Annotated in this window: 26 protein-coding genes; 9 read left to right on the forward strand and 17 right to left on the reverse strand. The window is 67.2% G+C overall.

Translation table 11 applies throughout. From position 1 onward, the window contains the following. Window positions 1-73: 73 nt before the first annotated feature. Window positions 74-868, reverse strand: a complete 795-nt coding sequence (locus EUA94_RS12005) for a phosphatase PAP2 family protein (protein ID WP_129427123.1) — start codon at window positions 866-868, stop codon at window positions 74-76. A gap of 567 nt (window positions 869-1,435) precedes the next feature. Here EUA94_RS12005 and EUA94_RS12010 point away from each other — a divergent pair. Then, entirely contained in the window at window positions 1,436-1,675 is a 240-nt protein-coding gene (locus tag EUA94_RS12010) for a helix-turn-helix transcriptional regulator (RefSeq protein ID WP_129427124.1), read from the forward strand. A 483-nt stretch (window positions 1,676-2,158) separates the two neighbouring features. After that, window positions 2,159-3,073 carry a tyrosine-type recombinase/integrase gene (locus EUA94_RS12015; protein WP_165356873.1) on the forward strand — a complete coding sequence of 305 codons (915 nt, stop codon included), beginning with the start codon at window positions 2,159-2,161 and terminating at the stop codon, window positions 3,071-3,073. A gap of 406 nt (window positions 3,074-3,479) precedes the next feature. Here EUA94_RS12015 and EUA94_RS12020 read toward each other — a convergent pair whose 3' ends face one another. From EUA94_RS12020 to EUA94_RS12030, 3 genes are all read right to left on the reverse strand, one after another. Beyond that, on the reverse strand, window positions 3,480-4,202 hold the full coding sequence (locus tag EUA94_RS12020) for an SDR family oxidoreductase (protein WP_129427126.1): 723 nt from the start codon (window positions 4,200-4,202) through the stop codon (window positions 3,480-3,482). Window positions 4,203-4,267: 65 nt separating this feature from the next. Then, window positions 4,268-5,065 carry an IclR family transcriptional regulator gene (locus EUA94_RS12025; protein WP_129427127.1) on the reverse strand — a complete coding sequence of 266 codons (798 nt, stop codon included), beginning with the start codon at window positions 5,063-5,065 and terminating at the stop codon, window positions 4,268-4,270. A gap of 9 nt (window positions 5,066-5,074) precedes the next feature. After that, entirely contained in the window at window positions 5,075-5,893 is an 819-nt protein-coding gene (locus EUA94_RS12030; protein WP_129427128.1) for an alpha/beta fold hydrolase, read from the reverse strand. Between the two features lie 102 nt (window positions 5,894-5,995). On the opposite strand from EUA94_RS12030, the gene EUA94_RS12035 reads away from it, so the two are divergent. Genes EUA94_RS12035 through EUA94_RS12045 form a run of 3 tightly spaced genes read left to right on the forward strand, consistent with a single transcriptional unit; the run spans window position 5,996 to window position 8,510 of the window. Then, window positions 5,996-6,841 (forward strand): 2-keto-4-pentenoate hydratase, encoded by an 846-nt coding sequence (locus tag EUA94_RS12035; RefSeq protein ID WP_207210519.1) that lies wholly within the window; start codon window positions 5,996-5,998, stop codon window positions 6,839-6,841. Then, on the forward strand, window positions 6,841-7,056 hold the full coding sequence (locus EUA94_RS12040; RefSeq protein ID WP_129427129.1) for a 2-hydroxymuconate tautomerase: 216 nt from the start codon (window positions 6,841-6,843) through the stop codon (window positions 7,054-7,056). Before EUA94_RS12035 ends, EUA94_RS12040 begins: the two co-directional genes overlap by 1 nt. Beyond that, entirely contained in the window at window positions 7,053-8,510 is a 1,458-nt protein-coding gene (locus EUA94_RS12045) for an aldehyde dehydrogenase (protein ID WP_129427130.1), read from the forward strand. Before EUA94_RS12040 ends, EUA94_RS12045 begins: the two co-directional genes overlap by 4 nt. Before the next feature lie 2 nt (window positions 8,511-8,512). On the opposite strand, the gene EUA94_RS12050 is transcribed toward EUA94_RS12045, so the two are convergent. Genes EUA94_RS12050 through EUA94_RS12090 form a run of 9 tightly spaced genes read right to left on the reverse strand, consistent with a single transcriptional unit; the run spans window position 8,513 to window position 17,758 of the window. Next, complete coding sequence (locus tag EUA94_RS12050) at window positions 8,513-9,481, reverse strand: PDR/VanB family oxidoreductase (RefSeq protein WP_129427131.1); 969 nt, start codon at window positions 9,479-9,481, stop codon at window positions 8,513-8,515. After that, complete coding sequence (locus tag EUA94_RS12055) at window positions 9,474-10,139, reverse strand: HAD-IA family hydrolase (protein WP_129427132.1); 666 nt, start codon at window positions 10,137-10,139, stop codon at window positions 9,474-9,476. Before EUA94_RS12055 ends, EUA94_RS12050 begins: the two co-directional genes overlap by 8 nt. Next, on the reverse strand, window positions 10,139-10,435 hold the full coding sequence (locus EUA94_RS12060) for a hypothetical protein (RefSeq protein WP_207210520.1): 297 nt from the start codon (window positions 10,433-10,435) through the stop codon (window positions 10,139-10,141). The genes EUA94_RS12055 and EUA94_RS12060 overlap by 1 nt, the downstream gene beginning before the upstream one ends. Then, entirely contained in the window at window positions 10,428-11,684 is a 1,257-nt protein-coding gene (locus EUA94_RS12065; RefSeq protein ID WP_129427133.1) for an aromatic ring-hydroxylating oxygenase subunit alpha, read from the reverse strand. The genes EUA94_RS12060 and EUA94_RS12065 overlap by 8 nt, the downstream gene beginning before the upstream one ends. A 59-nt stretch (window positions 11,685-11,743) precedes the next feature. Next, a complete protein-coding gene (locus EUA94_RS12070; RefSeq protein WP_129427134.1) occupies window positions 11,744-13,555 on the reverse strand; it encodes a PEP-utilizing enzyme in 1,812 nt (603 codons plus the stop codon). Window positions 13,556-13,600: 45 nt separating this feature from the next. Then, window positions 13,601-14,704 (reverse strand): PEP/pyruvate-binding domain-containing protein, encoded by a 1,104-nt coding sequence (locus tag EUA94_RS12075; RefSeq protein ID WP_129427247.1) that lies wholly within the window; start codon window positions 14,702-14,704, stop codon window positions 13,601-13,603. A 5-nt stretch (window positions 14,705-14,709) separates the two neighbouring features. Next, window positions 14,710-15,759 (reverse strand): histidine phosphatase family protein, encoded by a 1,050-nt coding sequence (locus tag EUA94_RS12080; RefSeq protein WP_129427135.1) that lies wholly within the window; start codon window positions 15,757-15,759, stop codon window positions 14,710-14,712. Window positions 15,760-15,767: 8 nt separating this feature from the next. After that, entirely contained in the window at window positions 15,768-16,679 is a 912-nt protein-coding gene (locus EUA94_RS12085; protein WP_129427136.1) for a catechol 2,3-dioxygenase, read from the reverse strand. Continuing rightward, window positions 16,676-17,758, reverse strand: a complete 1,083-nt coding sequence (locus EUA94_RS12090) for a catechol 2,3-dioxygenase (RefSeq protein WP_207210522.1) — start codon at window positions 17,756-17,758, stop codon at window positions 16,676-16,678. The genes EUA94_RS12085 and EUA94_RS12090 overlap by 4 nt, the downstream gene beginning before the upstream one ends. A gap of 98 nt (window positions 17,759-17,856) precedes the next feature. Here EUA94_RS12090 and EUA94_RS12095 point away from each other — a divergent pair, with 98 nt between their 5' ends. Genes EUA94_RS12095 through EUA94_RS12105 form a run of 3 tightly spaced genes read left to right on the forward strand, consistent with a single transcriptional unit; the run spans window position 17,857 to window position 19,669 of the window. After that, a complete protein-coding gene (locus EUA94_RS12095; RefSeq protein WP_129427137.1) occupies window positions 17,857-18,510 on the forward strand; it encodes a hypothetical protein in 654 nt (217 codons plus the stop codon). After that, the gene (locus tag EUA94_RS12100) at window positions 18,507-19,286 is read left to right on the forward strand and encodes an IclR family transcriptional regulator (protein WP_129427138.1); all 780 of its coding nucleotides are present in this window, start codon (window positions 18,507-18,509) and stop codon (window positions 19,284-19,286) included. Before EUA94_RS12095 ends, EUA94_RS12100 begins: the two co-directional genes overlap by 4 nt. Then, the gene (locus EUA94_RS12105; protein ID WP_129427139.1) at window positions 19,274-19,669 is read left to right on the forward strand and encodes a Rieske (2Fe-2S) protein; all 396 of its coding nucleotides are present in this window, start codon (window positions 19,274-19,276) and stop codon (window positions 19,667-19,669) included. Before EUA94_RS12100 ends, EUA94_RS12105 begins: the two co-directional genes overlap by 13 nt. Here the strand turns inward: EUA94_RS12105 and dmpG are convergent, their stop codons facing one another. From dmpG to EUA94_RS12120, 3 genes are read right to left on the reverse strand one after another with little or no spacing between them, the layout of a single operon-like run. After that, complete coding sequence (dmpG, locus tag EUA94_RS12110; RefSeq protein ID WP_129427140.1) at window positions 19,670-20,695, reverse strand: 4-hydroxy-2-oxovalerate aldolase; 1,026 nt, start codon at window positions 20,693-20,695, stop codon at window positions 19,670-19,672. It lies immediately after the preceding gene. Further along, window positions 20,692-21,666, reverse strand: a complete 975-nt coding sequence (locus EUA94_RS12115; protein WP_129427141.1) for an acetaldehyde dehydrogenase (acetylating) — start codon at window positions 21,664-21,666, stop codon at window positions 20,692-20,694. The genes dmpG and EUA94_RS12115 overlap by 4 nt, the downstream gene beginning before the upstream one ends. 4 nt (window positions 21,667-21,670) lie before the next feature. Continuing rightward, complete coding sequence (locus EUA94_RS12120; protein ID WP_129427142.1) at window positions 21,671-22,465, reverse strand: 2-keto-4-pentenoate hydratase; 795 nt, start codon at window positions 22,463-22,465, stop codon at window positions 21,671-21,673. 69 nt (window positions 22,466-22,534) lie between these two features. Between EUA94_RS12120 and EUA94_RS12125 the strand changes: the two genes are divergently transcribed. Continuing rightward, a complete protein-coding gene (locus tag EUA94_RS12125) occupies window positions 22,535-23,305 on the forward strand; it encodes an IclR family transcriptional regulator (protein ID WP_242494828.1) in 771 nt (256 codons plus the stop codon). A 28-nt stretch (window positions 23,306-23,333) separates the two neighbouring features. Here the strand turns inward: EUA94_RS12125 and EUA94_RS12130 are convergent, their stop codons facing one another. Continuing rightward, window positions 23,334-24,128 carry a 2-keto-4-pentenoate hydratase gene (locus tag EUA94_RS12130; RefSeq protein WP_129427143.1) on the reverse strand — a complete coding sequence of 265 codons (795 nt, stop codon included), beginning with the start codon at window positions 24,126-24,128 and terminating at the stop codon, window positions 23,334-23,336. Between the last annotated feature and the right edge of the window lie 40 nt (window positions 24,129-24,168).

The raw sequence follows: 24,168 nt of genomic DNA on the forward strand, positions 1-24,168 counted from the left end.
CGCAGTGGTCTTTCGAGGCGGCGTCGTCTTGGCCGCGATCATGCTCTGGCTGGCATGACTTCAGAGACACGCCCTAGCTGTCGATCATCCGAGGAATTCGACGAGCTACCTCCGGCGGGTACAGCGCAAGCATCGAGTAGACCCAGATTCCAGCGACGGCATAGCCGGCGACGACGTCGGAGAGGTTGTGCACTCCGAGCAGGATCCGATCCGCGCCCACCATCACGACGAGCACGGCGGCCGCCGCGAGTATCGCGCGACGCACCGAGGTCCGGTGGACGTACAGGGTCACGAGCACGATCAGCACTCCCATGCCGGACGCGATCCCTGAGGCATGACCGGAGGGGAACGAATAGCTCGTCAGCGTGTGGACCGAGTCGTCCCACTGCGGTCGTTGACGGCGGAACAGCAACTTCGACGCGGTGGTGGTGACCGAGGTCCCCACCATCACCGAAGCGCTCCAGACGACTGCCCGGCGGTGCTCGTGGAGCCACAGCACGATCAACAGGACGGACACGTAGAGGACGGTGCCGAGTGTGCCGAACACGGTTTCGATCGCGAGCAGGACTCTCACCGCGACCACGTGCTGGAGGGACCACGCCTCGGCCGGGGCGCCGACATCGCTGTCGACAGCCTGAAGTGGGCTCCAGGCGAGGTGGACCAGGCCGGCAAGAAGCACGAAGACAATGAGGCATGAACCAGCCGCGGCCACAAACAGTCGCCGGCGATCACTGTCCACATGATCGACGAAGTTCGTGAGTCGACCTGCTCCGGTCACGAGGCGAGGCCCCTTCCAGTCACGCGCATGGATGCTCACCACAAGGTTCTGTGCGGGCACCACCGCCTGGGTCGCACGTCGCTCGCGCACCGGGCCGTCGTGCCGCCGCTATTGGACTAATGCTGGCTCCCTTGTGGGCGGCTCGGGAACCGGGGTCCGACGCTAGTAGGCGCTTGCTGTGAGGACGCTGAGAGACGACCGGGGGCTCTTGGTCCGATCGTGACCGGATGCCGGTGGGTCAACGCGCGTGCATCCGATACGCGTCTGTCCAAGCTCGAAGCCACTCCGTGTCTGAGATGCGGTGTCAGCACTTGGCCATAAACGGACGTCGTGACGCACCCGATGTCGCTTTCGCAATCGGCGACACACGCGCTCACTGAATCGCCCTGGGTCTGATGGAGACTCCAACCAACCCAGGGCGATTCAGTCAGCCACGCCGGCAGTTCGACATACTTGCAAAGTCACGTTCTGTTCTGACGCGAGCGGACATCTCATACCGGACGGTCCGCTCCCGAGGCTAGGGGCCGAGGCGTTGCACGGTCCCGGCACAGACTCCATTCGTCGCGCAGGTGCTCGAACCGGTTGCACTTGTCCGGACCGCTGCCGCAGCGGTTGCTAGTCCTTGCGTCACTTTCAGTCGCATCAAGGGAGCCCAGGATGAGTACAGATATCCGCTCGACGCCGGAGCAGACGACGGCGAACGATCCGCTTCTGTCGCCGGAGGACGTCTCGATCATGCTTGGGGGCGTCCCGGTGCGAACGCTCAAGCGATGGAGGACGGAGAGGACCGGCCCCGTTGCAATGCACCTCGGACGGCGTGTGGTCTCCCGGCGGTCGGCGGTCGAGATGTGGCTCGAACAGAAGGACCGCGAGGCCGCGGCCTGGATGGCCTCCTGACCATGCCGCAGCATCGAATCCCCCTCGGCTCCCACGGCGAGGTCAAGGTCGTGCAGCAGAGCGACGGGCGCTGGCTCGCCCATACGCAGGTACGCGACCTCGACGGACGGGTGAGGTCGGTCCGCGCGAAAGACAAGACGAAGGGAGCGGCCGGGCGAAAGCTGGAGCGACGGCTCGAGGACCGGATCGATCCGACAGCCGCGGGGGTGACCGCCGCGACAAGCATCGAGACGCTCGCCCAGGTCTGGCTGCAGCACCGCCGTGACCATGGCAAGTCTCGGTCGCAGGGAGCGCTCGCGCCCCAGACGCTCGCGATCTACAACAACGAGATCCGCACTGTCATCCTCCCCGCGATCGGCGCTGTACGAGTCGGGAGTCAACGTGCCCTTCCTGGATCGGCTCCTCGCCGACATCGAGCACGGCCGACCACACGGCGCCTATCGCGGTCGTGCCGGCGGTCGTTCGACCAAGCAGTTGCGTGTCGTGCTCACCGGGATGCTCGGGCTGGCCGTCTCCCACGGCGCCCTGCCGGCAAACCCGATGCGCGACACCGCAACGTCCGCCCGCGAGTCCAAGAGGGAGGTCCAGTTCCTGACGGTCAGCCAAGCCCAAACCCTGCGTCACCTCGTCCGACGATCGTCCATGCGGGTCGAGGGCAGACGCATGGCGAACGTCGACCTCGAAGAGCTTGTCGACGTCCTGCTCGGGACTGGCTGTCGCGAGGGCGAGGCACTGGCCATCCGGCCCCGGGACCTGATCGATCTCGACGGGACCGTGCCGATGCTGCACGTGTGCGGGACCCTCGTCGAGCCACGCGGGGGGTTCGTCGAGGTCCTGCATCGCCAGGACACGACGAAGTCTCGCGAGGATCGGACTCTGATCCTGCCCGACCGCGTCGTCGAGGTTCTGAAGCGACGGATCGATCGCACTCCCCCAGCCGATCCCGACGCCCCGATCTTTGGCACTCGGTTCGGCACATGGATCTCTCCCAGCAACATGCGCACTCGACTGCGCAGAGCGCTCAGCCGCGCAGAGGCCGCCGACCCCGTGACCGCCGACGATCTCGCCGGGACGACCTTCCACACCCTGCGCCGGACGGTCGGCACCCTCATCGCGCACGAGATCTCGCTCGATGCAGCCCGCGCCCAGCTCGGTCACCGAGACCCCTCGGTCACCTTCCAGCACTATGTCGGTCGGCGCGCGGTTGCTCCCGACGTGCGAACGATCCTCGATCGCCTCCTGGGTGACCTGCCGGCGACTGGGTCAGGCACTCTCCCCTGCCGTGACTCCTCACACAGGGCGCCCGGCGTCACCTTGCCCACCCGACTCCAGCGCTCAGGCGATCCGGAGCGTCACCCGCCGCCGACCGACATGCGTCCCCGCGGCATCGGCCGCTGACGTGGCCCCAGAGGGCCGAAGAGGGCCTGAGAGGGCCTACAACGGCGCGTCCGACCTCTGCGGTCTTGAATCGTGTCGCAAACGTGTCACTCGCCGCGCCGAGGGCAATAAAGATTCCCCCGTGGTCTCGGGTCCACGGGGGAATCAGAGCCGCCTCACGGAATCGAACCGAGGACCTAGTCATGACGAGTGACTTGCGCCTGCCGAGCGGCTTGCAGGCCGCTGACCTGCAGGAATGCCCTTGGATCTCCGCCCAGCCGATCACGTTCGGTCATGGCCAGGCACGCTTGAGCGTGGCCGATCCCGGAGTTTCTGTTGAATTTCTGTTGAGCAGCGGCCGCCGACGGTAGGGATGCGATCCACCGCCTCCAAGCGGCGGCGATGCGGCCCCGCGCAGGCCCAACTCTTACGACAAACCCGGAGTCTTGCTATCCACGGAGACCATCGCCCCGGAGACATACGACGCGGCGGGCGACAAGACGAAGGCGGCCACCCGCCCGAACTCCTCCGACGAAGAGTGCCGCCGCGTTGAGGAGACATCCATCGGGGCGCCATCCCCCTGTCGCGTTCCTTCCGCAGGCAACGGCACTAGCCCGTTGACGCGGATGTTTTGCGGACCGAGCTCGACAGCGAGGTCCATTGCGAACGATGCAAGCCCAGCTTCGACGCCGTTGGCAACGGCCTGTTCCACCAACGGCACACCCGCATCGGGAGACAACACCAACGCCAGCGAGCCGCCGCTCCCCAGGCTTCGCGAGATGCCCCGGATCATGCCGACAGCGTCGAGGAAGACTGACTGGAAAGCAGCAGTCCACTCCTCATCGGCGACCTCAAGGGCGTTTGCCTCGAGTGAGGAGGCGACACCGATCAGGGCACCGTCTAGGCGCTCCCAGGTGTCGAGTGCGGCCGACACAAGGCGCTCGGGCGACACGTCGCCATCCTCGCCGGTCACCACCCGAACTGCAGCGGAGGAGCCAACGTAACTAGCGCTGGCGTCGTTCTCGTGCGCGGGCCGGTCGGCAAGAACCACACGTGCCCCTTCGGCGACTAAGCACCGCGCGGCCGCCCACATCAGGGTTCCGGATCCTCCCGTGACGATGAAGACACGATCGTTGAGACCCAGATCCATGTCCCCACTGTACGAGCGTCAGGGGCAAGCGGCGATGGCTGTCGCCCTGCCGCTGCCGCGCCCGGTCACAGCTGGCGCCCGATGCGGCGGCTCTCGGTCCGGAGCAACTGAGCCAGACGAGGGATCTCAGCGCGGATGCGCACTGTCGGACCCATCAGCGACAACGAGGCCACCGCCACTCCACGCATGTTGCGGATCGGTACGGCGACAGTCGAGACATCGTTGAAGGACTCGCTCTCCGAGGTGGCGAAGCCAGATCGTCGAGCCAGCTCCAGCTCGCGATCCCAGTCCACCTCGGAGCGCACGGTGCGACTCACCCTCGGCGGGAATCCTGCCTCCCGTCGCGCCTCGTCGAGCTCAGCGTTGAAGGCAGCGACGACCTTCCCTGAGCTCGTGACGTGAGCAGGAAGGCGTCGTCCGATGTGCTCGAGATGCTCCTCCAGGCCCGGCTTCTCCAATCGCTCCACGAAGACCATGTCGGCCCCGTCGGGGATTGCCAGGTTGACGGTGAGACCGGTGGTGTCGGAGAGGTAGCGCATGACCGGCAGCGCTGCGTGCCTGAGCGCGTGGCGGGCCTGAGCGAGCTGACCGAGCTCGTAGACGTGGATGCCCAGGCGGTACTTGCCGGTCGCGGGCACCTGCTCGATGTAGCCCCGTTGACCCAGGACGGTGAGCATTCGGTGGGCTGTGCTCTTCGCGACGCCCAGGCGCCGGGCGATATCGGTAACGCCCAGTTCCGCGTCGGTCGAGAAGCACTCGAGGACGTCCAGTGCGATGCCGACCGAACGCAAGGCCGACACAGGCTCGGCTGTCGTACGCCGCGGAGTGCTGACAACCCACAGGTTGTCGTCGGCACCGGCCATGACGTCAGGCTAGACCGGCGGCCCGAGGAAGGAGGTGAGGAGTGCATTGAACTCCGCTGCCTTCTCGATCTGGGACCAGTGCCCGCACTGGCCGAACACGTGGAGCTGCGCATCGGGGATCAGCTCGAACAACGTCTGCGACGTCGATGTGGGGATGACCCGGTCCTCGCGACCGTGAACGATCAGAGCAGGAGCCGTAATCGTGCGAAGCTCGTCGTCGTCGCTTGCCAGTGCATCTATCCAACGCTGACGCGGCTCGGGGAACATCGCTGCGAATCGCAGATCGGCACCGTCCTCGACCGACGCCGCATAGCGCATCTGCGCGAGGTCGTCGGTGATCATGGCGTGGTCGTGAACGAAGGCCTCAAGCACCCGGCGCATCACCTGGACACCAGGCCGGTAGCCCCAGACCGCATCGAGCCCAGAGGTAAGAGGAAACCGAACACCCGCAGATCCCATCAGGACCAGGCGGTCGATCCGGTGCGGGTGCTCGATCGCCAGTCTCAGGGCCAGGGCTCCCCCGAAGGAGTTGCCGACCACCGCGGTCCGCTCGAGGCCAGTCGCGTCCATCACGGCCACGACGTGGTCGATCCAGGAACGCAGGTCATAGACATGGCCGGCGGGCGGCACCGTACGGCCGAACCCGATCAGGTCGGGAGCTACGACCCGGTGCCCGGCCTCGATCAGCGCGGGCATGGTCAGGCGCCAGTTGGCCTCGGCGCTCACACCGGGGCCGGAGCCGTGGAGCAGCAGCACGGGCGCCCCGGTCCCCCGGTCCACCACATGGGTTTCGAGGGAACCGATCCGCAATGTCGGGGTGTCGCTCACGTGGCGACGCTAAAGCCCCGTCCGTTGGCCCGACGGAGCGTTCCTCGTCGCAGAACGCGGGACCGACCCGTTCGCGTACGCAGAACACCGCGGTCGGCAGACGTGCCCCATGCATACGTTCGGGCCCAGTATCCCACTTTTCCGATAGGGGACCTCATGACCACCTGGACCGAAGGCAGCGTTGCCACCGAACTGCTCGCCTGCGAGGCGGAGCGGCGCGACCGCGACTCGTTCGCCGACGAATGGCCGGCGCTCGACGCAACAACCGGCTACCGGATCCAGGCCGAAACCCTGCGCCGGCGGCTCGAGCGCGGCGAGAAGGTCACCGGGGTCAAGCTGGGTCTCACCAGCCGCGCCAAGCAGCAGCGGATGGGGATCGACACCCCGCTGGTGGCCTGGCTGACGGACGCGATGGCACTCGGCGCCGGCGATCCTGTCCCACAACATGCGTTGATCCATCCGCGCATTGAACCCGAGATCGTCTTCGTGATGAAAGAGCGACTCGAGGGGCCCGGCGTAACCGCTGAACAGGCCCTCGCCGCCGTCGGCGAGGTGCGCGGCGGCGCCGAGGTGATCGACAGCCGCTACCGAGACTTCAAGTTCACGGTCGGAGACGTGCTCGCAGACAACGCCTCGTCAGGCGCCTACCTCATCGGCGACGTGGCAGTCCGCCACGACGAGCTCGACCTGGCCGCCGAGGCGGTCGAGGTGGTCGTCGATGGCGACGTCGTACACCGAGCGACCGGTGCCGATGTGCTCGGACATCCCGCGGAGGCACTTGCCCTCGCGGTCAACGACCTAGCCACGCGCGGATCGGCGATCGAGGCCGGCTGGATCGTGCTGACCGGCGGCATGTCCGACGCAGTGTTCGCCACCCCAGGGTCCACCGTCACCTGCCGCTTCGCCCACCTCGGTGACGTGGAGCTCGAGTGCGGAAGGCCCGACTGATGCCCTTCATCGACGTGACCCTGGTCGAGGGCCGCAGCCCTGACCAGCTCCGGGCCCTGGTCACCGCGCTCACAGAAGCAGCAGCCTCCACCGTCGACGCCCCTCGCGAAAGCATCCGCGTCGTCATCCGCGAAGTTCCACCCACCCACTGGGCCGCCGGCGACGTCACCATCGCCGAACGCCGCGGCACCCCATCCGAAGGGCTGACCCCATGACCACCACACTCGAGTTCTTCGGACACGTCATCGGCGGTGTCGAGGTTCCTTCCCTCGACGGCGCCCGCTTCGACACCGTCAACCCGTGGACACGCCAAGCATGGGCGGAGGTGGCGCTGGGCTCGAGGGCCGATGCCGAGGCCGCGGTCACCGCGGCCCGCCAGGCGTTCGACGAGGGGCCCTGGCCACGCATGGGGTACGGCGAGCGGCAGCGGCTGCTGCACCGCCTGGCCGCCGCCATGGAGGACAACGCCGACGAACTGGCCGCCGCGGACTCCCGCGACATGGGCAAGCCCCTCAACCAGTGCCACCACGACGTCGCTCGCGCCGCGATGAACTTCCGCTTCTTCGCCGACCACGCGAAGATGGCGACCGCCGAAGCACTTCCGATGGACACCGGGCACCACGCCTACACGCGCTTCGAGGCCGCTGGCGTCGTAGTGGCGATCGCACCTTGGAACTTCCCGCTCATGCTGGAGTCGTGGAAGGTCGCGCCCGCCCTGGCCTGGGGCAACACGGTCGTCCTCAAGCCGGCGGAGGACACCCCCACCAGCGCGACCATCATGGCCCGACTTGCCCTCGAGGCTGGCCTGCCCCCTGGGGTGCTAAACGTCGTGCACGGCTATGGCGCGGACTCCGTGGGCGCGGCGCTGACCGAGGACCCACGCGTCGACCGGATCACCTTCACCGGCGAGACCGGCACCGGCAAGATCATCAGCCGCGCGGCGTCGGCCAACCTCACGCCCGTGAGCCTCGAGCTGGGCGGCAAGAACTGCAACATCGTCTTCGCCGATGCAGAGCTCGACAATGCAGTCCACTGGTCGATCCAGTCGATCTTCCGCAATGCCGGCCAGATCTGCCTCTCCGGGAGCCGGCTCTTCGTCGAGCGCCCCATCCTGGACGCGTTCCTCGAGAAGTTCGTCGCGTCGGCCGAGGCGATGCGTATCGGTGACCCGCTCAACACCGAGACCGACTTCGGGCCGTTGGCATCCGAGGAGCACTTCCACAAGGTGAAGGGCTACATCGACACCGTGGAGCAGTGGGGCGGTCGCATCCTCAGCGGTGGCGTCGGCGAGGGGTGGCAGGTCAAACCCACCGTTCTGGTCGACATGCCTCTGGACAGCCCGCACGTGACCGAGGAGATCTTCGGGCCGGTGGTCATCATCCACCCCTTCGACACCGAGGACGAGGTGATTGCCCTGGCCAACGAGAGCGACTACGGCCTCGACGCCCAGGTGTTCACCGAGAACCTCCACACGGCCCACCGGGTGTCCGCAAGGCTCCAGGTCGGCACGGTCTGGGTCAACTGCTTCTTCATCCGAGACCTACGTGCACCGTTCGGTGGCGTCGGTTCATCCGGTGTGGGCCGCGAGGGCGGCAACTTCTCGCGCGAGTTCTTCACCGAGCCCAAGGCCGTGGTCATGCAGATCAACGCCCGGCCAGCCGGGAGCTGACCTCAGAGCTCGAGCTCGAGGCGGGAGCAGGTCGGCCGCGAGACGCAGATGAGCATCTTGTCCATCGCGGCCTTCTCGCGCTTGGTGAGAACCAGGTCGCGGTGATCGGCGGTGCCGGACCGGATCGGCGTGATGCACGAACCGCAGATCCCGTCTCGGCAGTCGTTCTCCACGTCGAGCCCCAGCGCAAGCACGACCTCGAGGATGTTGGCCTCCGGCGAGAGGCGCAGAGTGTGTCCCGACTCCGTCAGCACCAGCTCGTAGTTGTCCGCATCGAGCGCAGCGCTCTCCTGCGGCTCCACCCCGGCCCGGCTGAACAGCTCGAAGCGGACGATGTCCTGATCTGCGCCGTGCTCGGCCTCAGCGGCAGCCTCCACGGCCCGCAGCAGACCGACCGGTCCACACACGTAGACCAGCCCGCCGTCGGGCATGTCGCGGATGACGGCCGTGAGGTCGGCGCGGCCATCGGTGTCCTCGGCCACGACTGTCAGCCGGTCACCCAAGGCCTCAAGGCGTTGGCAGAAGGCCATCGACGTGCGCGTGCGCCCGCCGTAGGTCAGGTGGAACGGTCGCCCGGTGCGGGCGAGCTCCTCGGCCATGGCCATCATCGGGGTGATCCCGACTCCTCCCGCGACAAGGGCGTGGAAGGTCGCGCCCTCGAGTGCAAAACTCTGTTTCGGCCTCGTCACCAGCAGCCGGTCGCCGACCCGGAGCTGTTCGTGGATGAAGGCCGACCCACCCCGGCTCTCAGGCTCCCGAAGGACGGCGAACTGCCATGACGACAGGTCACCGGGGTCGCCGCAGAGGGAGTACTGGCGAGTCGTACCGTCCGGCACATAGACGTCGATATGAGCACCTGGTTCCCACGCCGGCAGAGGGTCATTGCTCTCGATCCGGCCCAGCCGGACCGACACCACTCCCTCGGCCTCCCACGTCATCTGCGTGACGCGGACCTCGCGCTGCTCAACCATCGCGGTCCTCCGCTGGCAGTCCGAGCAGGTCTCTCACGGAAGCAAAGGAGGTGTCCGGATCGGTGACGTCGAACCAGACGGACGGAATGCCCAGCACCTCGGCGCCCCGGATGTTGGTCGCTTGGTCGTCGAGGAAGACCATGTCGGCGAACGCCACGTCCAGACGCTCCGACAGCAGCTCGTAGAGCCGTGGATGCGGCTTGAGAAAACCCTCCACGGAGCCATCGACCACGACGTCGACCTCGCCGACGATCTCGATCTGCTCGATCCACTCGTCCTTGTGAAAATGGCCGAGGTCGTTGCTGAGGATCCCGACCCTCATGCCCGCAGCGTGCGCATCCCGGACGAGTGTCCGCGCGCCCTCACGCACCAGGGCCGGCCGCGCGGGTTCGTAGAGGTGCGCGATCATCGACCTGATGTCCGGTCCGTGTCCACCCGACCGATGCCACTCGGCAGCACGCTCGTCCCAGTAGTCACGTTCGGTGATCCTGCCCGCCTGCAGACTCTCCCAGGCCGGGTCCGGGTGCTCGGCCGTGGCCAAGGGACCGCGCTCGTGCAACAGCGACCACGCAGGAGTTCCGGCCCCATCGCGAACGAGCTCGAAGGGCGTGAGGAGGACCGGTCCCCCGAAGTCCAGCACCAGGGCGGGGGCCGTCATCAGTGCTCAGGCTCCTCGATGACGGCCTTGTCGAACAGAACCACGTTGCCGGTCCAGTGACACTCCGCGCACCACGTGAGGAACACGCGGTCTCCGCCGCTCCACCATTCCGAGACCAGTCCGCGATCGAGGGCGGCAGCGCAGCGCGGGCAGAACTTAGGCCGGTCCAAGAGGTGGTGGGCCGCGTCAGAGGCAAACCAATCCCCGGGCGGCGGGAGCCGGTGCGGGTCGGGAGGCAGGTCCGGCATCGGCCCGTGATGGGCTGCGCGCCGCGCCTGCGCGCTGAGGTCACGCACCTGATCCAGCCTTCTCGCGCGCAGTGGCCGCGTCACGGTGCAGAGCGAGAAGCTGCTCGCGGATCGGGCTGTAGCGCATCGACCCGCCGTTGATCCACTGGTCGGTGAAGGCGGTGCCAGCCCCGAACTTGTCCTTCTCGCACGGGAGGTGAATGATCTCGTGCTTCTCGCGGACGACGCCGAGCGGGTCCTGTCCGTCCTCGACGTCCGCCATTGCCTCCTTGAACATCTTGCGCAGCATCGCCACGCCCTGGTCCGAGCGGCCCAGGTGCTCCTGGGAACGGTCGGTGATCGCCCCTTGGGAAACCCACGCCATCACGTCCTGACCCTCGACGTAGTCGGTGACGAAGTCGCCGTTGTCGTCGAAGATCTCGTAGTTGTAGACGACCGGGCGCTCCTGCTTCTCCCATGTCCCACCGTCCGGGTGGTGGAGGGAGTAGAAGAGCTTCCACGTGGTCGTGTCGTCGATCGGAACGCGGATCTGCATCTGGTCGATGAACATCCCCCCCACCCGCATGCCGTAGGGGAACATCATCGGGTGCCCGATGGCCCAGTCGTCATCGCTCTCGGTGTGACCCTCGAGCATCCGGCGCTTGATGATGCCGTACTCGAACTCGTCGAAGGACACCTTCACGTGCTTCTTCTGGAAGGACTTCGGCGCCTCGAACCCCTGGGTCTGCCCCAAGAACTCGAAGTACGCGCCATGCAACCACTCCACGTGGTGCGGGTCGACGGAGTTCTCCATGATCTGGAGCCAGTTGCACGGCAGGGTGGCGACTCCGATGTCGCGGATGCCGTCCTCGACGTAGACATCGAAGCGCGGCAGCTCGGGCACGGGTGCGGGGCCGACGTAGACCCAGACCATGCCACCGAGGGTCTGGGCCGAACCCGCCTTGGCCTTGATCTTCTCGCGGAACGTCGAGTTGTCGCTCTCGGCCGGCTGCTCGACACACTGACCGTCGAAGTCGTACTTCCAGCCGTGGTAGCCACAGCGGATGCCGTCCTCGTGGACGATGCCGTAGGTCAGTGACGCACGACGGTGAGGGCAGGCCTCGCCGATGATGCCGTACTTGCCCGACGGGGTCTTGTATAGCGTCCAGTTCTCACCGAGCAGCCGCACGGTCTTGCTGGGCTTCGTGTCGAAGTCCTGCTCGAACGCGATGGGGTACCAGTAGCGGCGCAGCAGCTCGCCCATGGGTGTGCCGGGTCCGACACTGGTGAGTTCTTCGTTCTGCTCGACAGTCAGCATGAGGATTCTTTCTCGTCTGTGATGGTTGGTGGCCTGCGTCGTGGACTGGGCGATGCACCTCAGTCCAGGATCGTGACCTTGCCGGTGTTGCCGTCGACGCGGAGCATCTGTCCGGTCGTGATGGTCTTGGTCCCGAAGGCCGTGCCGGTGACGGCGGGTAGGCCGTACTCGCGGCACACGATGGCGGCGTGGCTCATCATCCCGCCGACATCGGTGACGGTGGCCTTGATCTTGCCGAACACCGGGGCCCAAGAAGGAGCGGTGAGCGGCGCGACCAGGATCTCGCCGTCCTGGATCTCGCCGATCTGGTCGGCCGAGGAGATCACACGGGCGGGCCCCTCGACGAGGCCCGGGGAGGCGGCGAATCCGCTGAGGACTCCGTCCTCCGCGCCGTCGCCGGAGTTGAGCCATGCCGACACGGAGTCGGAGGTGATGCCCCAGAGCATGACGGTGAAGGGCTCGGTGACCACCTCCGGCGGTATGCCGAGAGCCGGCGGCGGCGACCAGGCCTTCAGCGCCTCGTGGACTGCGCGCCGGTGCTCGATCTCCTTCGGCCAGTACGCCGGGCCGCGTGAGGGTGCACCGATCGACCAACCGGCATAGAGATCGAAGAGGACGTCGGGGAGCTCGGAACGACGGAACATGAAGACGTCATCGACCTCGGCAATGAAGCCAGCATCCTTCAGCACGCCGCCGAGCTCGCGCATCTTGCGCCAGATCACCGAGTGGGCCCAGTGCTCGACGTAGAAGTTGTGGTTCTCGACGTAGGGGAAGACCGTGCGGGACAGCCCGAGCTTGGCGTCGAAGGCCTCGCGGTCCTCGTCGGAGTCGAGCAGCTCGCGGTATTCCGAGACGACCCGGTCACGCTCCTTGTGCAGCGCAGCGACCGGCCGGTTGAGGTCGACGCCCTCGCGGACCTTGACGATGTAGTCGGTGATGTAGCCGAGAGGCACCTCGACGTTCTGGATCCAGATCTTGTCCGAGTGGTAGAAACCGGAGCCGGTGGAGAAGTTGAACCACGGCTCGGCAGCCTTGTCCCATTCGGCAATCCACGCCTGTCCCGGTTGGTCGGTCGCCAACTTGGCCCACACGTCCTCCGGGCTCCCGCCATCGAATCGATCGTCGACACCGCTGCTTACGGCCAACCTGGCGAGGCTCTTGAGGTGGTCGTCGGGCTTGAAGAGGTCGACGTCGACGCCTGCGACCATCTTGGCGATCGCGAGGTCAGGGATCGACGGGAACGCCGCCTTGCAGAAGCCGAAGAAGTCGAGATAGGCGGCATAGCCGAGGTTGAGGAACTCGAAGTGGTACTGCCACAACGTGAAGACGTGGTCCAGCAGTCGGTGGTAGGTCGAGAGCAGCCGGTCCCCCGATCCGCGGCCGGCTCCCGAGGTGATGACGTCCATGTCCTCCATCTGCGGCAGCGGGCTGAAGTCCAGTTCGGTCATCTGCTGAACGAGTGACCGGACCTTGACCAACCAGTCGTCGTAGAGGCGGTCCCAGTTGGCGAAGTAGAATCCGGCGCGCTCGATGAAGTGCGGCACCCGGCCTTCGATGTCCGCCTCCGGAGCGGGCACGGGGCTGAGGAAGGCGTAGCCGTTGAGGATGCGGAGGTCGACGCCGTACGCCGGCGGCACGAGGTAGTGGCGGGTGTTGTACTGGCCGAGGGCCGCGATCGCGACCTCGAACACACCCGCGTCCCAGGGCGTGAGCGCCTCGGGCCAGTGGACCCCGTCGTGGAACCAGAAGCCGCCGTCCTCGTAGTCGCGTCGCTCCTCGGCGAAGACGGCGGAATAGGAGTAGAGACTCTGCCAGCCCTCGGCTCCCTCAGGTGTCTCGATCTCGAACGGGCTCGCAAAGCGGTCGGCCATGGTCGTGGTCCTTCTGTTCGGTGATGCGGATGAGGAGTCCGAGAGTCAGGCGGTCTGCGCGCCCTTGCGGGAGTAGAGGGGATTGACGAGGGTGTCGACGATCGACGACACCAGATCCTTCTTGGCGGAGACTGTGTGTCGCTTCTTGCTCCACACAGTCTCCGGACGTGCCTGGAGGAGGACGATGTCCGAGCCCGGCGGAAGGTCGTCGTCCACGGCCCACTCGATGTCCTGGGCGAAGCCGTAGTGCTTCTCCGCGGTCCGGGCGAGGCGGGCGATTGCGAGGATCTCGTCGTCGTTGAGGGACGGCGCCAGAACCTGGTCCTCGGGCAGCTCGACGCGCACCACCGTCGGGTGTGCGCCCGGGGCTCCGTCGGTCAGGAGATGTGCGTGGGTCTTGGGGCTGATGATGCGCCGGTTGATCGACCACATCACCTTGTCGACGAGGAAGTTGTCCGGGGTGACGTCACCCGACACCACTCCCTCGCCGAAACCCCAGGCCGCGTCGATGCAGATTCCCGAGCGGTCCCCGTTGCTCGGGTCGAGCGTGAACGCCACGCCCGCGGTGCGCGGGCGGACCATCTTCTGGACAGCAACGGCCATGTCGACGTCGGCGTGGTCGTAGCCCATCTCATGGCGATAGACGATGGCGCGGTCGGTGTAGAGGCTGGCCCAGCAGGCGCGGATCTTCTCCAGGACCTCCTCGATGCCGCAGACCCAGAGGTAGGTGTCGTGCTCGCCTGCGAAGGAGGCGTCAGGTGAGTCCTCAGACGTCGCGGAGGAGCGGACGGCGACGGGCACGTCATCGACTCCGCACAGGGTGCAGAGGTCGGCGTACATCTCGCGGATGACCCGCTCGTGCTCCTCCGGCAGCTCCCAGTTGCGGACCAGTTCCCGGCTCCGGATCGCGGCACTCGCCAAGGCCACGTTGTCTGAGGAATCGAGGTCGGCGAGGAGGTCCTTGATCTGCGACATCGTGTCCGCGGCCTTTCGCGCGTCGGCGAAGACCCGCGTGGTGACGGCGAAGCCTGGCGGCACGGGCAGGCCGGCCTGGCTCATCACGCCGAGCGAGGCGCACTTGCCGCCCACCTGGGGGTGAAACTCGGCGGCGAGGGCGCCGAAGGCGATCGCACTGGGGCACTCGGTCATCTCAGTCACTCCTGGAATCGTGGGTCGGAGTTGGGCGGAAGGGCATCGAGGTCGGGGATCACGACCTCCTGCACTCGGTTGCGATAGAGCACGAGAGCTGTCGTGCCACCGGCGACGAGCCGGACGCGGACGAACTCGGTGTTGAAAGGCTCGCCGGGGTCGTAGCCCATCGCCGTGGCTGCGAAGGCCCGGATGGGTCCGGAGTGGGTGGCAACGACGACCGTCTGGGCCGAGGTCGCAGCGCGCGCGGTGAGGATGCCGCGCCAGAATCGGCGAACGCACGACACCGGCGGCTCGAAGTGGAGCATCGGCATGGTCAGCCACTGCGTGATCGGGTCGCCTCCGCCTTTCTGCACGCCCCAGAAGCGATCCATGTCGACCAGCCAGCCGGGGCGCTCGCCGAGGCCGACACGCTCGTACTGCTCCATCTGCCGCTGATAGATCCGGAAGGCGCTGGTGACGTCCCGGGGGCCTTCTGGGGTGGCGACCTCGAAGTTGCGGAAGTTGGTGTCGTCGTGGATCTCGCTGACCTCGGGCTCGCCGCGGCCGAAGAGTCCGATGTTGTCGATCAGGCCTCGCCTCATGTGCTCGGCCGTCTGTCGGGCGCGGTTGGTGGGCGCGCACAGCAGCTCGACCCGCATCCCGTCGGTGACCCGGCGGGCGAGCTCCTGGCCGCGGCGGTGGGCCTGCCACGAGCCAAGTGGAGTCAGACCGGACTCGGAGGAGTAGCCCTGCGTCTCGCCGTGCCGTACGAGGTAGATGTCGCAGTCGATCGTGCCCAGCTGCTCGCGCCGCTCCGGGACGATCTCCTTGGTGCGGGTCACCTCGGCCCAGGCCCGCGACGTCCCGACGACATTGCCGTCGTACATGACCGGGTCGCTGCGATGGTCACGCTGTCGGTGCTGGCGGAGGTAGAGCGGGACGGACTCGTCGGGCTCGCCCACCTCGGGAGGTGTCTCCGAGCGGCGGGCGAGGTGGCGATTGAGGTAGGCGGGAGCGTCGGGGCGCTCGGTCCGCGGCAGGTTCGCGGGGCTCTGCTGCTCGTCGATGGTCATCGTCGGCCTCAGCTGTGGACCGTGAGGAACTGCTGGTTGACGACGCCGTCGTAGTAGAACATCGCGCGGCCCATCTCGGCCTCGGTCCAGGTGATCGGCTCTGCGCCGGGATCGACCCAGTAGCCGCCGGTGAACATCTCGTTGCGGTTGCCGAGCGGGTCGAAGAAGTAGAGGCACTGGCCTCGCGTGACTCCGTGCCGCGTGGGGTTCATCTCGATGCTGACGCCGTGGTAGACGCAGGTGTCCGCCGCGGTGCGCAGGTCGTTCCACCCGTCCACCCAGAAGGCGAAGTGATGCAGGCCCCCGTTGGGACCGGTGATGAACGCAATGTCGTGCGAGCGGTGCGAAACCTCGAGCCAGCTGGCGATCTGGAAGCCGTCATCCCCCATGACCTGCTCGGTCAGACGGAAGTCGAGGTGCTCGACCAAGAACCTGGTGTTGGTGTCGACCTCTTCAGCAGTGAGGAAGAGGTGGTCGACCCGTGGCGGCGCGATGCCGACCAGACCCATCGGCCGCGGGGGCGGGTTGGTCTGAGGGAGGAGGTTGCCCACCTGCTGCATTCCGTAGACGAGCTCCATCTCGTGTCCACTGGGCAGCGTGAACCGAATGGACGTCCCGTGGCCGGGCGCCCACTCGTCCGCTTCGTATCGGCGTACTGCGACCCCGGCCGCCTCGAGGCGCGCCTGGTACTCGTCGAGATCGCCGGCGTCGGTGACCTTGAAGCCGAAGTGGTTGAGACCGTGGGTCGGCTCGAGAGTCAGGACGACGCTGTGGTGTTGGTGCTCGTCCCAACACTTCAGGAAGACCCGGGACGCGTCGCGCCCGGTCTCGATCAGGCCGACCACCTCGGAGTAGTAGGCCGTGGCCAGCTCCAGGTCGGGAACTCGGATCTCCACGTGGGAAAGTCGCAGGATGCTCATGTGTGCACTTTCATGAAGCGGTCGTTGAGCTCGCCCTCGTAGTAGAAGATGGCTCGGCCGATGTTGTCCTCGGTCCAGGTCAGGGTGGGGAAATCGGGATCGGGGCGGTAGCCGCCGGTGAACACCTCGTTACGGGTGCCGAGCGGGTCGAAGAAGTAGATGGTGGAGCCGCGGGTGATGCCGTGCCGGGTGGGACCGACGTCGAGCTGGATGCCGTTGTAGGCCAAGATGTCGGCCGCATCCCGGACGTCGTCCCACTCGTCGAGCCAGTAGGCGAAGTGGTGCAGGCCGCCGTTGGTGCCGTGCACGATGGCGAGGTCGTGAGGGGAGTGCGATCGCTCGAGCCAGGTGCCGAGCTGGTGGCCGTTGCCGTCGAGGAGCTGCTCGGTGATGCGGAACCCGAGCACGTCCATAAAGAACTGCGTGGAGTCCCCCACCTCCTCAGCCGTGATGAGCATGTGGTCCATCCGCGGCGGAGCGATCTGGTCGCGCACCATTCGCCCGAGGTCGCTCGGCTCGGGGGCGAGGGGCTCACGGCGGCGCGAGGTGCCGACCTTCTCGACATCGGCGACGAGTTCCATGACATGTCCGCTCGGGGTCGAGAAGCGGATCGACTCGCCTTGACCGAGGGTCTCGCCCCTGCTGAGACGCTCGACCGGGAACCCGAACCGGGAGACCTTCTTCTCGAGGTCGGCCAAGTCGTCCTCGTGGTGGACCTTGAACGACATCAGGTCCATCCCCACCCGGGACGCGTAGCGCAGCCGCAGCGAGTGGTGGTCCTCCTCGTCCCAGCACTTGAGGTAGACCGAGTCCTCGGTGCGGGCAGTGACCTCCATCCCCATCACCCCGGTGTAGTAGGCGGTAGCTAGGTCGATGTCGGTGACCGTCACGTCCACGTGACCCAGCCGCAGGATGCCGCGCGGCGGACCGGTGACTGTGCTGCGAGTCGCTTGCCGTGAGTCGGACGGATCGAACCGTTGCCCGTCGGGAGGGGCGTCGGGCGCCATGATCCGCGTCGTCCCGGCCGGAGTCCCCTCGGCCAGGTCTACGGGGGGTGTGACTCCGTTCACATCCGTCATGCTCCAGAACCTACGAACGACGCAGCTCCTTCGGGTGGCCTGTTCCGCCATGCAGAACACAAGATGTGGCGCTCGTCACCAGCAGTCATCCTGAGGGCGTGAACGAGTCCCTGAACGACCCTGCGAGCATGCGCGAGCTCGTCCGCGACTACGTCCGGGCCGTCCACACGACGTACCTCGATCACGTCCAGCACCTCCCTCCGGCCGAGCGAGGTGGATTGCCCTTGGTCGCGGCCGGCGACCTCACCGTCGTCGCCGCGGCGGCCCGTCGCCTGCACCTGGTCGCCACGACAGATCCGCTGCCCGCTCCCTCCGGCCCGGAGGTCGAGCTGGTCGACGAGCACCTGGGTGTGCGCTGGCGGGTGAGGTTCTACGACCCGTCGGTGCTGCCCGAGCTGGGTGTCCTTGACGAGGATCCACCCGACGTCGTACGCCGAGTGCTGGGCATCAGCGACACCGTCTACCACCTCACCGTCGCGATCGGTGGCGGCCTCAGCGGCCACCATGCGTCCCACTCGGGGGTAGCCCTGGCCAACCAGCACTCCCAGATGGGCCGCGACCTTGAGCGCATCCGGCGTGCACTCCCCCGCCAGCGCGAGGTGGTCGACGAGCTCGGCATCTGCGCACGCCTCGGTCTCGACCGGGCCGCTGCCCTTCTGGCTGCCGACCTCACCTCCGGGCGCGTCGACGCAGAGTCCGGTGCGCCGGCCGCTGCCAGAATGGACGCCGTCCTACGTGACGTGACTCGATGACCTCCTCCGTCCCGGCAGGCGCTGAACGACTTTCGAGTGTGGCGACGGCGTCTCGCATCTTGCGTGAGTTCGGCAAGCACAGCACCCAGCTGGGGGTCAGCCAGCTTGCTCGCAGCGTCGGCGTGGGCAAGAGCACGGCGCACCGGGTCATCTGGACGCTCGTGGAGGAGGGACTGCTGGAGAAGGTGGAGGAGACCGGTCTCTTCCGTCTCACCTCGGTCATGCGAGGCCTGGGAGCCAGCGCCGAGACCGCCCAGCGCCTGCACGAGGCGGCCACACTCCCTCTCGACAACCTCCGCCCCCACACGACCGGGACGCTCCACGTTGCGATCCTCGACGGCTTTGACGTGCTCTACGTGGAGCGCCGCGAGGGCCGCGGCGCCATCCCGGTCTTCCGCTCCGTCGGCGCGCGCAACGCTTCCTACGTGACCTCGAGCGGCAAGGTTCTGCTGGCCTATCTGCCAGACGACCAACTGCAGTCACTGGTCGCGGGCATGCGTCTCGTTCCCCGGACGCCGCGCACCATCACATCGCGCTCGCTGCTTCTCGCCGAGCTCGCTCTGGTCCGCCGCCAGGGTTTTGCCGAGAACCGCGGCGAGTCCCAGCCGGGCATGTGCTCGATCGCGGCGCCGATCCGCGATCCGCTGGGCCGGGTCGTCGCGTCCGTGTCGGTGGCCGAGCACGTCGCGGACGAGGCAGCCGGGCTGCTACACCTCGTACGCCCGGTCACCGAGACTGCTCAAAGGATCTCTGCGGGCTTGGGATGGCAACCGTGACCGCGGCCTGGGAACGGGTGTGTCGCGTCGAGGAGGCGGCTCATGACACACCAGTGGGCAGGGTGGTGGGGAGTTCCGGGCAGGACCGGGACCGGGTATGTGTCGTGGCGACGAGCGACGGGGAGTACGTCGCCCTGCTGGATCGGTGCCCGCATCGCGACATCGCGCTGTCGGGAGGCGTCGTACGGGACAACACGTTGATCTGTCCGGGCCACTTCTGGCGCTTCGAGCTCCCTTCGGGCACCAGGACCGACCTGCCCGATCGCGGCGCCACGGTCTATCCCACTCGCATCGTCGACGGCTGGGTGGAGGCGCTCCTGCCAGCGCCCGCCGCTCCCCAGTCAATCCGGGAGTGGCTGCTGGCGCAGGCTCGTCAGGACTGATCAAGCGGTCGCCAGGTCACGGGCCCGCAGGAGATCGAGCGCGATGTCGACCAGCATGTCTTCCTGGCCTCCGACGAGTCGGCGCTTGCCGACCTCGACGAGCAGGTCGCGGGTGTCCACGCCGTACTCCTGGGCTGCGTTCTCGGCGTGCCGCAGGAACGAGGAGTAGACACCGGCATAACCGAGCGTGAGGGTCTCGCGGTCCACGCGCACCGGCCGGTCCTGGAGCGGGCGGACGATGTCGTCGGCGGCGTCCTGGAGCTTGAAGACGTCGCAGCGGTGATTCCAGCCCTGCAGGTCGGCGACGGCGACAAACGGCTCGATCGGGCAGTTGCCTGCACCGGCGCCCTGACCGGCGAGCGAGGCATCAACACGGTAGACGCCCTCCTCGACGGCGACGACAGAGTTGGCGACGGAGAGGGAGAGGTTCTCGTGTGCGTGGATTCCGATCTGGGTGCGCGGGTCAAGGACGTCGCGGTAGGCGCGCACCCGCTCCCGGACACCGTCCATGGTCAGACGGCCTCCCGAGTCGGTGACATAGACGCAGTGTGCCCCGTAGGACTCCATCAGCGTGGCCTGCTTCGCCAGGTCTTCAGCCGGCGACATGTGGGACATCATCAAGAACCCGGACACGTCCATACCGATCTCGCGAGCCGTCTCGATGTGCTGCTTGGCAACGTCCGCCTCGGTGCAGTGAGTGGCCACCCGTACTGACCGGACGCCCAAGGAGTAGGCCTCCCTCAGGTGCTCGACGGTGCCGATGCCGGGCACGAGCAAGGAGGTGAGGGTGGCGTTCTGGATGACCGACGCGGCAGCCTCGATCCACTCCCAATCTGTGTGCGACCCCGGCCCGTAGTTGAGCGATCCCCCGCCGAGGCCGTCACCGTGCGTGACCTCGATCGCGTCGACCCCTGCATCGTCGAGGGCGGTCACGATCCGCTTGACGTCCGCGGGGTCGATCCGGTGCCGGATAGCGTGCATGCCGTCGCGCAGAGTGACGTCCTGGATGTAGAGCTCGGTGCTCACGCGGGGACTCCTTCGGTGAGTCGGGCGGCCAGAGCCTCGGCGGTCCGCATCGCGGCCGACGTCATGATGTCGAGGTTGCCGGCATAGGCGGGGAGGTAGTGGGCGGCGCCCTCGACCTCGAGGAAGACCGAGACCTTGTGCGTCACGGTGACCTCACCGACGCCCTTGCCGAGCAAGGTGTGAACGGGTTCACCGGCCGGCAGCCGGCTGAACTGCACGGCTTGCTTGAGGCGGTAGCCGGGGACGTACTCGGCGACCGAGGCGACCATCTCGTCAACCGACGCGCGGATCTGATCCTGCAGCAGCTCCTGCGGGTCGTTGATGAGCGTGAAGACCGTGTCGCGCATGATCATCGGCGGCTCTGCCGGGTTGAGGATGATGATCGCCTTGCCCTTCCAGGCACCGCCGACCGCTTCCACCGCGTGCGCCGTGGTCTCGGTGAACTCGTCGATGTTGGCCCGGGTACCGGGTCCGGCCGACTTGCTCGCCACGGACGCGACGATCTCGGCGTAGGGCACTGCGGTGACGCGCGAGACGGCGGCGACGATCGGGATCGTGGCCTGCCCCCCGCAGGTGACCATGTTGACGTTGCTCACGCCGATGTGTTCGTCGAGGTTGACCGGTGGCACCACGAACGGGCCGATGGCCGCGGGGGTGAGGTCGACCAGGATCTTTCCGTAGGGCGCCAGCTTCGCCGCGTTCGCCCTGTGCGCCCCTGCAGAGGTTGCGTCGAAGACGATGGCGATGTCGTCGAAGCCGTCGAGCGCGATGAGCCCGTCGACGCCGTCCGACGTGATGGGGACGCCGAAGCGCTCGGCTCGGGCGAGTCCGTCGGACGTCGCATCGATGCCGACCATGGCGCCCATCTCCAGGGTCTCCGAGATGCGCAGCACCTTGATCATGAGGTCAGTGCCGATGTTGCCCGGCCCGATGATGGCGACCTTGGTCGCACCAGTTCCTGCCTTGGCCATGTGCCTACTCCTCGGAGAACGTTGCCGTCACCGAGCCGAGGCCGGTGAGGGTGGCGGTGACGACGTCACCCGGGTTGACGGCGACCATCGGCCCCAGGGCGCCCGACAGGATGACCTGCCCGGCACGCAGCGGGTCGCCGAAGTCGCGGGCGGTGCGCGCGAGCCACGCCATCGCGTTGAGCGGGTCGTCCAGGCAGGCAGCGCCGTTGCCGTGCGAGACCTGCTCATCACCACGGACCATGGTCATCGCGACCGACACCGGCTCCACCTCCTCGAGCGTGCGTCGCTCGGACCCGAGGACATAGAGGGCACTGGACCCGTTGTCCGCGACCGTGTCACCGAAGGTGATGTCCCAGTTGGCGACGCGGCTGTCGACGATCTCGATCGCGGCAGTGACGTAGTCCACCGCTCGCCGGATCTGGGCGTCGTCGAGGTCGCCATCTACGAGGTCCTCCTTGAGGACGAATGCCACTTCTGCCTCGGCCTTCGGTTGGAGGAGCCTGGCCATGGGGATGACCTCGTGCTCGCCGTAGGCCATGTCGTCGAAGAGGTAGCCCAGGTCCGGCTGGTCGACCCCGATCTGCTTCTGCACAGCCTTCGACGTGAGTCCGATCTTGCGTCCGACCACCGTCGCTCCGGCCGCCAACCGTGCGGCGGTGCCGCGTGCCTGGACGGCGTAGGCCGCCTCGATGTCGCTCGCGCCGATCAGATCGCGCACGGGCGCGCACGGCACGCCGCTCGCCGCGGCCTCGAGCAGCCGTTCGGATGCGGCGACCACGCTGAGATCTTCAGTGTCCATGTCGCCATCGTGGAGGCCAAGCGGGTGGCGTCCTAGCAATCAGTTCCACTGACTGGAACACTCCTGCTCGTGACCTTCGATCAGAGCAGTGTCCTCGGGAAGGTCATGGTCGTGCTCGAGGCCTTCTCCGCGGACGACACCGGCGTCGGCTTCACGGAGCTCCAACGACGCACCGGCCTGCCCAAGGCCACGCTCCATCGGATCGCAGGCGACCTAGTCTCCGCCCGACTTCTCACCCGTGTCGACGGTGCCTTCCACCTCGGCTCCCACCTCTTCGAGCTCGGCATGCGCGCGTCCGTCGAGCGGACCCTGCTGGAGGTCGCGACTCCGTTCCTCGAAGATCTCTACGAGCGCACGCACGAGACCGTCCACCTGGGCCTTCGAGAGGGCGCGGAGGTGGTCTACGTCGCCAAGGTTGGGGGCCACCGGCAAGCGAGATCTCCTTCACGCGTGGGTGGTCGACTGCCCCTGCACGTGACGGCGATCGGCAAGGCGTTGTTGGCGTGGGCTGACGAGGAGGACCGGATCGCGGTGCTGACGGCGCCCCTCGAGCGACGTACGGCCCGGACGATCACCGCGCCTGGGCGGCTTCGCGAACAGCTCGACCGGGTGCGAGAAGACGGCGTGGCATTCGAGTACGAGGAGGGCGCTCTGGGCCTGGTCTGTGTCGCGGCTCCCGTGCTCGATGCCGCCGACCGACCCGTGGCGGCGATCAGCGTCGCCGGTGCGATCAGCCGCTTCCGCCCTACCGATCACGCCGCCTCTGTCCGCGCGGCCGCAGCCGGTGTCGCCGCAACCCTCGCTCGCCGTCAACTGCTCCACGCTGAGGGCCGCGCCTGACCCCAAGCAGTGGTCCGCGCCGGTCTGGTCACACACATCGCATAGCGCACGATCCGAGCTCAGGAGACGAAACACGGACCGTCAGCCCCGGCGTGAGATCGACGGGCGCAGTGATACCACCGGTGAGCACCACCATGCCCGGCTCAAGAGCGGCTTCTCGAAGATGTAGCTGGCGGACCAGCCACGCCACCGCCTCGGCGGGCGATCCCATGGCCGCCTCGCCGAAGCCGGTGCGAGCAATCAGTCCCGACTCCATGGTGAGGCGCAACGACTTCGGCGGCACGATCGCAGGGTGGAAGTCCCCCAGGACGTAGGCGGCTGCAGAGGAGCCGTCCGCGGTGTTGTCGAGCCAGTCGAAGTCGTAGCTGATCCACCGAGGATCAACCACTTCCAGCGCAACTGCCCACCTCCCCGCTGCCGCGACGGCTTCCGCGTCGACGTCCGCTCCTTGAACGGTTCTGTCAGCCAGGAATGCGAACTCGGGCTCGGCCTTGGGATGGATGAGCCGCGCCAGGTCAAGCACGCCATCGTCCGCATGCATGTAGGCCCAGAGGGTGCCGAAGTTCGGCTCGTCGATCCCGAGGGCGCGGCGCATCGCTTCGGACGTCCAACCCAGCTTGTATCCCATGAGTCTCTCGCCCCGCCGCACCCGCAAGCCATCGCGCGCGACAGCAATGCCCCACGTTTCGACGTTCGTCAGGTCTGGAAACCGCTTGGAAATCGGTTGAAGCCCCGTTCGGTCCTGCTCGGCCCGATCCAGATCGAGGGCCGCAGCGTAGACGAGCTCGTTCCGGACGTCACTTGCGTCCTCAGATCTCGTCACGACGCTCCATCCCCTCCCGCGCGGTCCTGACCACGATACA

The organism is Nocardioides zhouii, from assembly GCF_004137345.1.
Taxonomy (GTDB): domain Bacteria; phylum Actinomycetota; class Actinomycetes; order Propionibacteriales; family Nocardioidaceae; genus Nocardioides; species Nocardioides zhouii.

Excerpts from the sequence above, each read along its gene's own strand:
- EUA94_RS12115 (WP_129427141.1), bottom strand. The coding sequence starts at position 21,666 with ATGGCCAAGGCAGGAACTGGTGCGACCAAGGTCGCCATCATCGGGCCG.
- EUA94_RS12055 (WP_129427132.1), bottom strand. The coding sequence starts at position 10,139 with ATGACGGCCCCCGCCCTGGTGCTGGACTTCGGGGGACCGGTCCTCCTC.
- EUA94_RS12085 (WP_129427136.1), bottom strand. The coding sequence starts at position 16,679 with ATGAGCATCCTGCGACTTTCCCACGTGGAGATCCGAGTTCCCGACCTG.
- EUA94_RS12090 (WP_207210522.1), bottom strand. The coding sequence starts at position 17,758 with ATGACGGATGTGAACGGAGTCACACCCCCCGTAGACCTGGCCGAGGGG.
- EUA94_RS12075 (WP_129427247.1), bottom strand. The coding sequence starts at position 14,704 with ATGACCGAGTGCCCCAGTGCGATCGCCTTCGGCGCCCTCGCCGCCGAG.
- EUA94_RS12050 (WP_129427131.1), bottom strand. The coding sequence starts at position 9,481 with ATGGTTGAGCAGCGCGAGGTCCGCGTCACGCAGATGACGTGGGAGGCC.
- EUA94_RS12080 (WP_129427135.1), bottom strand. The coding sequence starts at position 15,759 with ATGACCATCGACGAGCAGCAGAGCCCCGCGAACCTGCCGCGGACCGAG.
- EUA94_RS12070 (WP_129427134.1), bottom strand. The coding sequence starts at position 13,555 with ATGGCCGACCGCTTTGCGAGCCCGTTCGAGATCGAGACACCTGAGGGA.
- EUA94_RS12120 (WP_129427142.1), bottom strand. The coding sequence starts at position 22,465 with ATGGACACTGAAGATCTCAGCGTGGTCGCCGCATCCGAACGGCTGCTC.
- EUA94_RS12025 (WP_129427127.1), bottom strand. The coding sequence starts at position 5,065 with ATGGCCGGTGCCGACGACAACCTGTGGGTTGTCAGCACTCCGCGGCGT.
- EUA94_RS12010 (WP_129427124.1), top strand. The coding sequence starts at position 1,436 with ATGAGTACAGATATCCGCTCGACGCCGGAGCAGACGACGGCGAACGAT.
- EUA94_RS12020 (WP_129427126.1), bottom strand. The coding sequence starts at position 4,202 with ATGGATCTGGGTCTCAACGATCGTGTCTTCATCGTCACGGGAGGATCC.
- EUA94_RS12040 (WP_129427129.1), top strand. The coding sequence starts at position 6,841 with ATGCCCTTCATCGACGTGACCCTGGTCGAGGGCCGCAGCCCTGACCAG.
- EUA94_RS12100 (WP_129427138.1), top strand. The coding sequence starts at position 18,507 with ATGACCTCCTCCGTCCCGGCAGGCGCTGAACGACTTTCGAGTGTGGCG.
- EUA94_RS12065 (WP_129427133.1), bottom strand. The coding sequence starts at position 11,684 with ATGCTGACTGTCGAGCAGAACGAAGAACTCACCAGTGTCGGACCCGGC.
- EUA94_RS12045 (WP_129427130.1), top strand. The coding sequence starts at position 7,053 with ATGACCACCACACTCGAGTTCTTCGGACACGTCATCGGCGGTGTCGAG.
- EUA94_RS12105 (WP_129427139.1), top strand. The coding sequence starts at position 19,274 with ATGGCAACCGTGACCGCGGCCTGGGAACGGGTGTGTCGCGTCGAGGAG.